The sequence below is a fragment of the Bacillus sp. KICET-1 genome (genome assembly GCF_027721405.1).
In the GTDB taxonomy this organism is placed as follows: Bacteria; Bacillota; Bacilli; order Bacillales; family Bacillaceae; genus Bacillus; species Bacillus velezensis.
In genome coordinates this window covers 2,260,238-2,272,112 of record NZ_CP113515.1, presented here as the reverse complement: position 1 = coordinate 2,272,112, position 11,875 = coordinate 2,260,238, and the positions used below count along the sequence as shown (strand labels likewise).

General features: G+C 48.8%; 11 protein-coding genes, 1 other RNA gene and 1 other annotated feature. Of the genes, 2 read left to right on the top strand and 10 right to left on the bottom strand.

The genetic code is table 11. From position 1 onward, the window contains the following. Positions 1 to 4: 4 nt before the first annotated feature. The 4 genes from OVA33_RS11700 to cymR form a co-directional block, all read right to left on the bottom strand. Positions 5 to 625 carry a tetratricopeptide repeat protein gene (locus OVA33_RS11700; RefSeq protein ID WP_088461189.1) on the bottom strand — a complete coding sequence of 207 codons (621 nt, stop codon included), beginning with the start codon at positions 623 to 625 and terminating at the stop codon, positions 5 to 7. A gap of 87 nt (positions 626 to 712) precedes the next feature. After that, a complete protein-coding gene (gene mnmA / locus OVA33_RS11695) occupies positions 713 to 1,828 on the bottom strand; it encodes a tRNA 2-thiouridine(34) synthase MnmA (RefSeq protein WP_025649675.1) in 1,116 nt (371 codons plus the stop codon). A gap of 36 nt (positions 1,829 to 1,864) precedes the next feature. Then, positions 1,865 to 3,004 (bottom strand): cysteine desulfurase family protein, encoded by a 1,140-nt coding sequence (locus tag OVA33_RS11690; RefSeq protein ID WP_007612815.1) that lies wholly within the window; start codon positions 3,002 to 3,004, stop codon positions 1,865 to 1,867. An 18-nt stretch (positions 3,005 to 3,022) separates the two neighbouring features. After that, positions 3,023 to 3,439 carry a cysteine metabolism transcriptional regulator CymR gene (gene cymR / locus OVA33_RS11685; protein WP_017418225.1) on the bottom strand — a complete coding sequence of 139 codons (417 nt, stop codon included), beginning with the start codon at positions 3,437 to 3,439 and terminating at the stop codon, positions 3,023 to 3,025. 194 nt (positions 3,440 to 3,633) lie between these two features. Here cymR and OVA33_RS11680 point away from each other — a divergent pair, with 194 nt between their 5' ends. Next, positions 3,634 to 4,902, top strand: coding sequence for a replication-associated recombination protein A (locus OVA33_RS11680; RefSeq protein WP_025649676.1), 1,269 nt, complete (start codon positions 3,634 to 3,636; stop codon positions 4,900 to 4,902). Between the two features lie 114 nt (positions 4,903 to 5,016). Here OVA33_RS11680 and OVA33_RS11675 read toward each other — a convergent pair whose 3' ends face one another. From OVA33_RS11675 to OVA33_RS11655, 5 genes are all read right to left on the bottom strand, one after another. Then, the gene (locus OVA33_RS11675) at positions 5,017 to 5,781 is read right to left on the bottom strand and encodes a tRNA threonylcarbamoyladenosine dehydratase (RefSeq protein WP_017418227.1); all 765 of its coding nucleotides are present in this window, start codon (positions 5,779 to 5,781) and stop codon (positions 5,017 to 5,019) included. 71 nt (positions 5,782 to 5,852) lie between these two features. Then, positions 5,853 to 6,044: non-coding RNA, 6S RNA (gene ssrS, locus OVA33_RS11670), on the bottom strand. 62 nt (positions 6,045 to 6,106) lie between these two features. Continuing rightward, positions 6,107 to 7,885, bottom strand: coding sequence for an aspartate--tRNA ligase (gene aspS / locus OVA33_RS11665; RefSeq protein ID WP_017418228.1), 1,779 nt, complete (start codon positions 7,883 to 7,885; stop codon positions 6,107 to 6,109). A gap of 14 nt (positions 7,886 to 7,899) precedes the next feature. Next, complete coding sequence (hisS, locus tag OVA33_RS11660; RefSeq protein ID WP_017418229.1) at positions 7,900 to 9,174, bottom strand: histidine--tRNA ligase; 1,275 nt, start codon at positions 9,172 to 9,174, stop codon at positions 7,900 to 7,902. Positions 9,175 to 9,237: 63 nt separating this feature from the next. Then, positions 9,238 to 9,470: a binding site (T-box leader), on the bottom strand. 60 nt (positions 9,471 to 9,530) lie between these two features. Then, on the bottom strand, positions 9,531 to 9,701 hold the full coding sequence (locus OVA33_RS11655) for a YrzK family protein (RefSeq protein ID WP_094247699.1): 171 nt from the start codon (positions 9,699 to 9,701) through the stop codon (positions 9,531 to 9,533). Between the two features lie 130 nt (positions 9,702 to 9,831). Here OVA33_RS11655 and OVA33_RS11650 point away from each other — a divergent pair, with 130 nt between their 5' ends. Continuing rightward, positions 9,832 to 11,394 (top strand): N-acetylmuramoyl-L-alanine amidase family protein, encoded by a 1,563-nt coding sequence (locus OVA33_RS11650; RefSeq protein WP_025649677.1) that lies wholly within the window; start codon positions 9,832 to 9,834, stop codon positions 11,392 to 11,394. Between the two features lie 25 nt (positions 11,395 to 11,419). Here OVA33_RS11650 and dtd read toward each other — a convergent pair whose 3' ends face one another. After that, positions 11,420 to 11,863 (bottom strand): D-aminoacyl-tRNA deacylase, encoded by a 444-nt coding sequence (dtd, locus tag OVA33_RS11645; RefSeq protein WP_007408194.1) that lies wholly within the window; start codon positions 11,861 to 11,863, stop codon positions 11,420 to 11,422. Between the last annotated feature and the right edge of the window lie 12 nt (positions 11,864 to 11,875).

The following is an 11,875-nucleotide window of genomic DNA, read 5'->3' as shown; positions in this document are numbered from 1 at the left end:
TTTGTTATGACTGGGTGATAAGCTGTTTCGCATGAAGCGCAAGCATATGATCAGGCTGTATGCCGATTGCGCCTTCCAGCATCTCAAGCGCCTTTTCACGATTTTCTTTGTACGCGTAAGCGACTCCGGCATTATAAAATGCGTCCGCGTGGCTTGGGTCCTGCTCGATCACCGTCTCAAACTGCGCCAGAGCTTCATCCAGCATTTCTTCATTTGCGAGGCACATTCCGAACTGGAAGCGTGCTTCCGTGTCATTTTCGTTTAATTCAACGGCACGCTGCAAATACGGCAGTGCAAGCTTCGGCCGCTCTAATTTAACGAGAACGGTCCCCAGCATATAAAACAAATCTCCGTTTTCCATTCCGGAGCGAAGCGCTTTTTCAAACATATCCTTCGCTTCGGAAAACGATTCTTTCATCACATATACGTTTCCCGCACCGTAATAAGCGGCTGCCGCCGAATTGTCCAATTCGAGCGCTCTGTTATAGAATGCAAGCGCCCGTTCGAGTTCGTTCACAGAAGAAAGCAGATTTGCGAAGTTGATATACGGCACCGGATCTTGGCCGTTTTCCTCAATCGCTTTCGTAAAAGCCTCTGCCGCTTTTTCAAAATCGCCCTCCTGCATGGCGTCAATCCCGATTTTATTATAATCCATTTTTAACTTCCTTTCGCTAAAAAACCCCAACATGCGAGTTGAGGTTTTTTACATGTGTTATACGTACCACAGTTTTGTTCCGTCTTTATAAACGTCATCTATCGTTCCGCCGCCGAGGCACTCTTCTCCGTCATAAAAAACGACGGCTTGTCCCGGCGTAACGGCGCGTACCTGCCCGTCAAAAATGACTTCCGCTTCATCATCACCCGTCATTTTCACCGTTACTTTGTGATCTTCCTGACGGTAGCGGAATTTCGCCGTGCATGTCATTTCGCCGCCGTCCATCAGACCGGGACGCGTCCAGCTGACATTTGTCGCCGTGATCTTATCGGAATACAGAAGCGGATTATGGAATCCTTGATCAACATACAGAATGTTTTTTTCAAGATCTTTACCGACGGCGAACCACGGCTCGCCGCTTCCGCCGATTCCAAGACCGTGGCGCTGTCCGATTGTATAATACATCAGACCGTCATGACGCCCTTTTACTTCTCCGTCCATTGTCATCATATCGCCCGGCTGAGCGGGGAGATATTGGCTGAGAAACGTTTTGAAGTTGCGTTCGCCGATAAAGCAGATTCCCGTGCTGTCTTTTTTCGCAGCTGTCGCAAGTTCCGCTTCTTTGGCGATTTCCCGCACGCGGCTTTTTTGCAGATCACCGATCGGGAACATGACTTTGCTGAGCTGTTCCTGATTGAGCTGATTCAGAAAATAAGTCTGGTCCTTGTTTTCATCCAGACCGCGGAGCATGCGCACTGTACCTGCGCTTCTGTCCACGCGGGCGTAATGGCCCGTCGCAAGATAATCCGCGCCGAGTGACAGAGCATGATCCAAGAAAGCCTTAAACTTAATTTCTTTATTGCACATGACATCCGGATTGGGGGTTCTTCCGGCTTTATATTCATCAAGGAAATATTGAAATACCTTTTCCCAATATTGCTTCTCAAAATTGACGGCATAATACGGAACTCCGATCTGGTTGCAGACCCGGATGACGTCTTCATAATCTTCCGTCGCCGTGCAAAAACCGTTTTCGTCCGTATCATCCCAGTTTTTCATAAAGATTCCGATTACATCGTAGCCCTGCTCCTTCAGCAGAAGGGCCGCCACGGAAGAGTCCACGCCGCCGGACATGCCGACTACGACTCTTGTATCCTCCGGCCGTTTTTCCATTTGCATTCACTCCATTAAAAACGTAAGTCCGCCGTTTTAAGCAAGCCGTTTAACGACGGCGGCAAGCTTTTCGGCGGCTGTTTCGATTTGTTCCGCCGTATTGCCGAGGCCGAAGCTGAGGCGGATTGACGAAGTCAGCCTGCCGCTCTCACTTCCGAACATGGCCGTAAGCACATGGGACGGAAGAACGGATCCCGCTGTACAAGCAGATCCGCTGGAGACGGCAATGCCTTCCATGTCAAGATTGACCAGCAGCGCTTCCACCGGCACACCGGGAAAGTAAAGGTTTAAAATATGTGGCAGGCATTTCTCGGCATCTCCGTTCACCTCCGCTGTAACGCCGGATTTTTCCAGCGTGCTCATGATAATGTTCTTAAACTCCTTATACTTCGCTGTTTTCTCTTCCCTCTCACGGTTTGAAAGGACGACCGCTTCTTTTAAGCCGGCGATGCCCGGTACATTTTCCGTCCCCGCGCGGCGCTTTCGTTCCTGCTCTCCCCCGAGAAGAATCGGTGACAGCTTCACCTCTTGATTTACATATAAAAAGCCTGTCCCTTTAGGCCCGTTAAGCTTGTGACCGGAAACAGACAGCATGTCAATTCTGCTTTTTTTCACGTCAATCGGCATATAACCGAATGCCTGGACGGCATCTGTGTGAAAATAGGCCTGATGCCCGCTTAACAGCTCTCCGATTTCGTCAATCGGCTGAATGGTTCCGACTTCGTTATTGCCATACATGACGGTAACAAGGATTGTATCATCACGGAGCGCTTCTTTCACCTGATTTGCACTGATCCGTCCTGAAGGGCCGGGGATGAGGTATGTCACCTCAAAGCCGTCTTCTTCCAGCTTTTCGCAGGCGTGCAATACAGCATGATGCTCAACAGCGGTCGTAATGATATGCTTTCCTTCATTTTTCCGGGCGGCAGCCGTTCCGAAAATCGCCAAATTATCAGCCTCCGTGCCGCCGCTTGTGAAAATAATTTCCTGTTCTTTCGCACTGATTTCGCGCGCGATGTCCGCTCTCGCTTCATCGACCCATTTCCGGGATTCTCTCCCGAATGAATGAATGCTTGACGGGTTGCCGAAACTGCCGAAGAAATGGGGCTTCATTTCTTCGAGCACACGCTCATCCATCGGGGAAGTCGCGGCATGATCTAAATAAATCCGTTCCATTGTCTGTACACCTCTGGTTTAAATATAGAACATATAAGCTTCCTGCTCGCCGTCCGTGTAGCTCGCAAGGTCTTCTAACGTCGTGCTGTCCAGCACGTCTTTTACAGCGTCGCGGATGCGGATCCATAACTCCCGCTTGGCAGGCTCTTCATCCTCAAGCACTTCTACCGGGCTGATCGGCCCTTCCAGCACTCTGATAATGTCTCCGGCCGTTATCTCTTCAGGCCGGCCCCCGAGCACGTAACCCCCGTAAGCGCCTCTGATGCTTTTTACGAGTCCCGCGTTTCTGAGCGGTGATACAAGCTGTTCCAAGTAATGCTCAGAAAGGCTGTTTGTTTGGGCGATGCTTTTGAGCGACGTCGGACCGTCTCCGTGCTTTTTCGCCAATTCAATCATAATGGTGAGCCCGTATCTTCCCTTTGTCGATATTTTCAATATGAACACCCCAGTCAATTCTAATTGTTAATTTATACAAGTAAATGGATATGAATAATCTGTTTAGTATCTTATAGACCAACTGTTATTATAACATAACTTATCCTAATTTTCATTGAAACACGGGGCCCGCCGCAATTCGCTTTTCTAATCGTCCGTTTTCCGTTACCCTGTATATGTAAGGAGAGATGTTCATGAAACCATTGGCGTATCGGATGCGGCCTGCCAATATCGAAGACATTATCGGCCAGGAACATTTGGTCAAAGAAGATAAAATCATCGGCAGAATGGTGCGTGCAAAGCACTTATCATCCATGATCCTGTACGGACCGCCGGGCATCGGAAAAACGTCCATCGCCACAGCGATCGCAGGATCGACAAGCATCGCATTCAGGAAATTGAATGCCGTCATTCATAATAAAAAAGACATGGAGATTGTCGTACAGGAAGCGAAAATGTCAGGCCAGGTCATTTTAATCCTTGACGAAGTGCACAGGCTTGATAAGGGAAAGCAGGATTTTCTGCTGCCCTATTTAGAAAACGGAATGATTATTTTAATCGGCGCGACGACCGCCAACCCTTATCATGCCATTAACCCGGCCATCAGAAGCCGGACCCAGATATTTGAGCTCGAACCGTTAACACCCGATCTGATCAAGCAGGCATTGAAAAGAGCGCTCACAGATAAACACCGGGGACTCGGTTCCTACAGCGTTTCGGTGGACGACGACGCGATGGATCATTTCGCACAAGGGTGCGGAGGAGACGTCCGCTCCGCTTTGAACGCACTGGAGCTTGCCGTGCTCTCTACAAAGGAATCAAGCGATGGCACGATCCGGATTACACGGGAAACGGCGGAAGAATGTCTGCAGAAAAAAAGCTATACTCATGATAAAAACGGCGATGCGCATTATGACGTCTTATCCGCCTTCCAAAAATCAATCCGAGGCTCGGACGCAAACGCCGCCCTTCATTATCTGGCCCGTCTGATCGAAGCCGGAGACCTTGAAAGCTTATCAAGAAGGCTTCTCGTGATCGCCTATGAAGATATCGGCCTCGCAAGCCCGCAGGCAGGCCCCCGGGTGCTGAGCGCGATTCAGACCGCAGAACGGATCGGCTTTCCGGAAGCGAGAATTCCGCTGGCCAATGCGGTAATCGAATTATGCCTCTCGCCAAAATCAAACTCCTCCATCTCAGCCGTTGATGAGGCGCTCAAAGACATCAGGACGGGTAAAATCGGCGATGTGCCGAAACATTTAAAAGACGCCCACTATAAAGGGGCCCAAGAGCTCGGACGCGGGATCGGCTATCAATATCCTCACGATTTCGAGAACGGATGGGTCGAACAGCAATATTTGCCTGATCCGTTAAAAAACAAGCAATACTATAAACCGAAACAAACGGGGAAATTTGAAGCCGCCATAAAGCAAGTGTATGAAAAACTGATGAAGCAGAAAAAATAACCGGACAAGGACACCCTATGTGTTCTTGTCTTTTTTGATACCGGCCAAAATCTTTCGTGTAAACGGCGGATTCAAATAAAAAACAGCCTTTCCTGAAGAAGGCTGTTTTTCTTTTTATTTATCTTTAACCCGTTTAATGTCGATCTCCTTTAAGAGCTCCATGACAACATGTCCGCCCATAATCAGACCGGCCACTGACGGAACCCAGGCGTTGGAAGACGGCGGCATTTGCGCTTTGCGGATTTTCGCTTCATCATTCCCGACTTCTTTTCTGACGTCTTCACGGATGACGATCGGGCTTTCATCAGAAAAAATGACCTGTACGCCTTTTTTAATGCCCTCTTTGCGAAGCCTTGTGCGGACGACTTTGGCAATCGGATCGGTATGGGTTTTTGAAATATCAGCAATCTGAAAGCGTGTCGGGTCTGTTTTATTCGCCGCTCCCATGCTTGAAATCAGCGGAACATTCCGTTTCAGACATTCTTTCATCAGATGAATTTTATAATGAATCGTATCCGACGCGTCAATGACGTAATCGAGCGGATGCTCAAAGAACTGCTCATACGTCTCTTCCGTATAAAACATTTTTAAGGCGACGACGTCACAATCCGGATTAATATCCGCGATCCGCTCTTTCATCAAGTCTGTTTTCGGCTGTCCCACCGTCGACAAGAGCGCATGCAGCTGGCGATTTACGTTTGTAATGTCAACATCATCTTTATCGACAAGCACGATCCGCCCCACTCCGGACCTCGCCAATGCTTCGGCTGCGAATGAACCGACTCCGCCGACGCCGAGAACGGCCACCGTGCTGTTTTTTAACGTGTCCAGCCCTTCTTTTCCAATCGCTAGCTCATTTCTGGAAAACTGATGTAACAAGAACCTCACTCCACATTCTGGTTTTATAAACTCGGCTTGTCAAAAAGCCGCTGGTTTTAGCGCACAAAAAATAAAGTCCCAATTGTGCCGTTGCAGCTTTCCTTCGTTTTGAACCCGCTCTCAGCAGGTGGGTGCCCTTTTTTAAATCTTGTAAGTCCTCTTAACGAATGAAAAGAGGCATGTACGCCATTTAAAAATACGGGCTCCCAAATCAAAAAAATGTTCGGTCAAAACTAGGTGTACAACTAACACATCAGGACTTTATTTAACTTGTCAAAATCATATCACAGCAGATTTTGATTTTCAAGAAACAAACTGCTGATCTTTACTGTTTCACTTTTCTTTTGACAGAAAGGTGAAGTTCTTCAAGCTGGGCGTCGCTCACTTCGCCGGGCGCTTCCGTAAGAAGGCAGCTTGCGCTTGCCGTTTTCGGGAAAGCGATCGTATCTCTTAAGTTTGTGCGGCCTGCAAGAAGCATAACCAAACGGTCTAAGCCGAGCGCGATTCCGCCGTGCGGAGGGGCGCCGTATTCAAAGGCTTCAAGAAGGTATCCGAACTCCTCCTCCGCTTCTTCTTTTGTAAAGCCGAGAAGCCCGAACATTTTTTCCTGAACGTCTTTTTCAAAAATACGGATTGAGCCTCCGCCGAGTTCATAGCCGTTTAAGACAAGGTCGTAAGCCTGCGCTTTCATATCTTCAGGCGCCGTTTCAATCAGGTCAAGATCTTCACGGACAGGCATTGTAAACGGGTGGTGAGCCGCATAGAAACGGCCTTCTTCCTCGTCATGCTCCAGTAACGGCCAGTCCACAACCCACAGGAAGTTGAAGAGGCTTTCGTCAATCAGGCCGCGTTCTTTGCCGAGCTTTAAGCGAAGCGCGCCGAGGGATTGAGCCACAACCTCAAACTTATCAGCGCCGAACAGGAGCAGATCGCCTTCAGAAGCATCAAGCGCTTCAGCCAGTTTTGCCTGCTTCTCTTCATCAAAGAATTTCGCAATCGGGCCTTTTACGCCGTCAGCTTCAACTTTCACCCAAGCGAGGCCTTTCGCGCCGTAATTTCCGGCAAATACGCCGAGCGCATCGATATCTTTTCTGGAATAGTCGCCGGCAGCGCCTTTGACATTGATCGCTTTTACAACGCCGCCGTTTGCCACGGCTGATGAGAACACCTTAAATTCTGTATCTTTCACTATGCCTGACACGTCCGTCAGCAGCATGCCGAAGCGGGTGTCGGGCTTGTCAGAACCGTAGCTGTTCATCGCTTCTTCATATGTCATTCGCGGAAGCGGAAGCGGTACTTCAACACCTTTTGTTTCGAGCATGACTTTCGCCATCATCTCTTCCGCCAGAGCCATGATGTCCTCTTGACTCATAAAGGACATTTCGATATCAATCTGCGTAAATTCCGGCTGGCGGTCGGCACGCAAGTCTTCATCGCGGAAGCAGCGGGCCACTTGATAATACCGTTCAAAGCCCGACACCATCAGAAGCTGTTTAAAAATCTGCGGCGATTGCGGAAGGGCGTAAAATTCTCCTTCATGCACCCGGCTCGGCACTAAGTAATCACGGGCGCCTTCGGGAGAGCTTTTTGTTAAAATCGGTGTTTCAATATCAAGAAATCCGTTTTCATCCAAGAAATGGCGGATGGATTTTGTGACTTGATGGCGCATTTGCAATGTTTGAAACATCGCCGGGCGGCGCAAATCCAAATAACGGTGTTTTAACCGGACGTCTTCAGAAACGTCAGCCGCCTGGTCACTGATCGGAAACGGAGGCGTTTTCGCCGTGCTGAGCACCGTCACCGCTTCAGCTTTGATTTCAATTTTACCGGTTTTCAGGTTGGGATTCACCGTGCCTTCTTCACGGGCAGAAACCGTGCCTTCGATATCAAGCACATATTCGTTTCTGATTGCTTCCGCTGCGGCAAGGGCTTCCTTGGATACGTCAGGGTTGAACACGACTTGCACAATACCCGAGCGGTCGCGCAAATCAATGAAAATCAAGCCGCCGAGATCGCGCCGTTTCTGCACCCACCCTTTCAGTTTGACGGTTTCGCCAATCGCTTTTTCAGTTATCTCGCCACAATAATATGTCCTTCCAAACATAGCGTTCCTCTCCTTCACTGCTTTTGATCTGCCTTTAACACTTGTATCAGCTCGTCTAACACCACTTCACGCTGCTCTCCTGCTTCCGCATCTTTTACATTGATTTTATTTTGGGCAAGCTCATCTTCTCCTAAAATCGCAATAAAACGTGCGCCGAGGCGGTCAGCCGTTTTGAATTGGCCCTTCATCTTTTTATTTTCATAATCGATTTCACTTGAGATGCCCGCTTCTCTCAGTTTGTACACGAGGGAAACGGAATAATCCTTCGCTTTTTCTCCGAGCGTCACGATGTAGCAGTCAATCCCCTGATTGACAGGAAGCTCTGTTTTCTCAGCGTCAATGGCTGCCAGCAGACGTTCGATGCTCATCGCAAATCCGATACCCGGCGCTTCAGGTCCGCCGATCTGTTCAACAAGCCCGTCATAGCGGCCCCCGCCGGCAAGGGTTGTAATCGCTCCGAATCCTTCGGCATTGCTCATAATTTCAAAAGCGGTATGGTTATAATAATCAAGCCCTCTGACAAGATTCGGATCTATTTCGAACGGGATGCCGAGATCGTTTAAGTATTGTTTTACTTTCTCAAAATAAGCGGCTGATTCTTCATTTAAGTAATCAAGAATGGACGGAGCCGTTTTCATCAGTTCATGCTCTCTGTCTTTCTTGCAGTCAAGAATTCTGAGCGGGTTTGTGTGCAGACGCGACTGGCAGTCTGAGCAAAATTCTCCGATGCGCGGTTCAAAATGTTTGACGAGCGCTTCCCGGTAGGATTTGCGGCTCTCCTGGTCACCAAGGCTGTTCAGCACAAGCTTGATATGTTTCAAACCGGCTTTACGGTAAATACTCATCGCAAGCGCAATGACTTCTGCATCCACGGCCGGATCTTTGGAGCCGATCGCTTCAATTCCGAATTGATAGAATTGGCGGAAACGCCCTGTCTGCGGACGTTCGTAACGGAACATCGGTCCGACATAATAAAGCTTCGTCGGCTGCACCGGGTTCGCAAATAATTTATTTTCATTGAACGCGCGGACTGCGGCGGCTGTTCCTTCCGGCCGAAGCGTCAGGCTTCTCCCTTTACGGTCTTCAAACGTGTACATTTCTTTCTGCACGATATCTGTAGACTCACCGACGCCTCTTGCGAATAATTCCGTATGCTCGAAGATCGGCGTGCGGATTTCTTTATATTGATAAGTGCGGCACGTCTCCCTCATAATTTGTTCGACGAACTGCCATCTGTCTGATTCACCCGGCAGTATGTCCTGTGTGCCTCTTGGAATGTGATATGCCATGTTACAGGCCTCCTTAATGTCTTTCTTCAAATAAAAAAACTCCCGCTCCTACTATACATGTATAGTAGGGACGAGAGTTATACCCGTGGTGCCACCCTAGTTGGAATGCCGAAGCATCCCCGCTCTGACCTTTAACGCAGGTTCACGTCCGCTGCCTAATGACTTGCAAAAGCGTTCAGCAGGGAACCTCCGGAGTGTTGTTTCGAGAAAGATGCAGTGCGGATCCGCTTTCAGCCCGGGACGGTTCCTCTCTTCTCCATGCATTCTGACCTACTCTTCTCCATTATCGGTTCAAAATCGTTATCATGACTTATGTACATCAATTTCTATTATAATAATGGGATTGCACTCCCCTGTCAAGTTTTATTCCGTCTGTTTTTCCTTGCGACCGCTTCTTTCGATAAGAGACCGAACTCCGTCGACGTCTCTTCTAGAAAACCCGCCTTTTCTCTATCGCTCTGATCACTGAAGTGCAGATTTCCTTCCGCATCGTGCAGCGCGCGTCCCATTTTTGGTTGATATTTCATGATTTGCACACCTTTTCGCTGTATTTATGACTAGTATAAACAAACCATTTTATTTTTATTTAACATTCAGCAAGGAAAATACGATATTATACAAGAATGTATTTTAGTTAGTTCAGAAAGGAGGACAGCCATGAAGAAGAGAACTCTTGCTCTTATTTTATGCGGCGTCATCATCACAGAGCTTCTTCCGTCATTTCACACCGCAATCGCCGCAGAGGGAGAAGCGGTCATCGCGACAGACAAGATCAATGTCAGAGGCGGTCCCGGCCTGAGCTACGGAATTAAGGCTGAAGTGAAAAAAGGGGAAAGATACCCGATCACTAAAGAAGAGGGAGACTGGGTACAGCTTCAGCTGAGCCCCGGTAAAACCGGATGGGTCGTTTCCTGGCTGATATCAAAAACAGCCGGGGGAGCAGACCATTCATCCGCAACAAGCGGAACGGTCACTTCCACCGATCCTGACCTCCGCATCAGAAAAGGCCCGGGGACATCGTATGAAGTCATCGGCAAACTTCCGCAAGGCGCGCATGCATCCGTGCTGGACAAGAACAGCGGATGGGTGAACATTTCTTATCAAGGCACAACCGGGTGGGTTTCTTCCGAATACGTCACCGCGGACAGCGGCGGATCGGATACGAAAGCAACTTCGGCCCGAAGCGGGTCAAAAAACGGAACGGTCGGCGTTTCTTCATTGAATGTCAGAAGTGCAGCGTCACATGATTCAGCGATTATGACTAAATTATCACGCGGAACAAAGGTTTCCATCTTAAGTGAAGACCACGGCTGGCTGAAAATTGAAGCAAACGGGCAAAAAGGCTGGGCAGCAAGCCACTACATCATAAAGGATTCTGACTCATCGGACAGCGCATCGGGCTCAGGAGACGGTTCTGCGGGCTCAGGCTCCTCGAAAAAAGCGTATATTGTTTACGGCGGCACCAACTTAAGGAGCTCGGCCTCGACTTCCGCTTCTATCGTAAAAAGAGCAGATAAAGGCGCAGCCTACCCGATTGTCGGCTCAAGCGGCAAATGGTATGAAGTCCGGCTTGAGAACGGACAAACCGCATATGTGGCAGACTGGGTCGTACAAACGTCAAAAAGCGGTGAGGAAACAGGCGAAGCACCTTCTCCCAACACGTCAGGCGGCAGCGGCTCACTTAAAAACAAAACGATCGTCGTTGATCCCGGACACGGAGGAAAAGACAGCGGAACGATCGGCTACTCCGGAAAGTTTGAAAAAAACGTAACGATTAAAACAGCTAAGCTGTTAGCCGGAAAATTGAGAGCGGCCGGTGCAAACGTGTATATCACCAGACAGGATGATACATTTATCAGCCTGCAGGCCAGGGTTTCAACCTCTCATTACCGGAATGCGGATGCCTTTATCAGCATTCACTATGACAGCTATGCCGATACGTCAACGAGAGGAAGCACGGCTTATTATTACAGTCCGTCTAAGGACCGCCAGCTTGCCTCAGACGTCCATTCTGAAGTAGTGAAGCGTTCCCCTATTCCTGATCGCGGCGTTCTGTTTGGCGATTATTACGTCCTGAGGGAAAATAAACGGCCTGCCATGCTGTATGAGCTCGGCTATCTCAGTCAACCGCAAGAAGAAACAATCATACATAGCGGCTCTTACCAGGAAAAAGTGACAGACGGAATTGAAAGCGGATTGGAACATTATTTTCAATCATAAAAAAAGCTGCCGAACGGCAGCTTTTTTATTGTTTAGAATCCATAATCAATGTAATCGGCCCGGAATTCGTCAGCTGAACATCCATCATGGCTCCGAATATTCCGGTTTCCACTTTGACTCCTTTTTCCCGAAGGAGTTCGTTCCACTTTTCATAAAGGAGCACAGCCTGATCCGGTTTAGCCGCATTCATAAAATTCGGGCGTCTCCCTTTCTTCGTTTCGCCGTAAAGCGTAAACTGGGAAACGGATAAAATCTCCCCGCCCGTATCCAAAAGCGATAAATTCATCTTGCCGCTTTCATCATCAAAAATCCGAAGATTCACGATTTTATCCGCCAAGTAAGCGGCATCTTCTTCTGTATCTTCATGAGTGATGCCGACAAGCGCCATAATACCGGGTCCGATCCGGCCTGCGACAGCGCCGTCAACCGTCACACTCGCTTCTGTTACACGCTGAACAACTAATTTCATAGCAAGCTCCTT

Bases quoted from the DNA above. Each gene is read 5' to 3' on its own strand.
- OVA33_RS11650 (WP_025649677.1), top strand. From the start codon at position 9,832: ATGAAGAAGAGAACTCTTGCTCTTATTTTATGCGGCGTCATCATCACA.
- aspS (WP_017418228.1), bottom strand. From the start codon at position 7,885: ATGTTTGGAAGGACATATTATTGTGGCGAGATAACTGAAAAAGCGATT.
- hisS (WP_017418229.1), bottom strand. From the start codon at position 9,174: ATGGCATATCACATTCCAAGAGGCACACAGGACATACTGCCGGGTGAA.
- OVA33_RS11700 (WP_088461189.1), bottom strand. From the start codon at position 625: ATGCAGGAGGGCGATTTTGAAAAAGCGGCAGAGGCTTTTACGAAAGCG.
- OVA33_RS11690 (WP_007612815.1), bottom strand. From the start codon at position 3,004: ATGGAACGGATTTATTTAGATCATGCCGCGACTTCCCCGATGGATGAG.
- mnmA (WP_025649675.1), bottom strand. From the start codon at position 1,828: ATGGAAAAACGGCCGGAGGATACAAGAGTCGTAGTCGGCATGTCCGGC.
- dtd (WP_007408194.1), bottom strand. From the start codon at position 11,863: ATGAAATTAGTTGTTCAGCGTGTAACAGAAGCGAGTGTGACGGTTGAC.
- OVA33_RS11655 (WP_094247699.1), bottom strand. From the start codon at position 9,701: ATGAAATATCAACCAAAAATGGGACGCGCGCTGCACGATGCGGAAGGA.
- OVA33_RS11680 (WP_025649676.1), top strand. From the start codon at position 3,634: ATGAAACCATTGGCGTATCGGATGCGGCCTGCCAATATCGAAGACATT.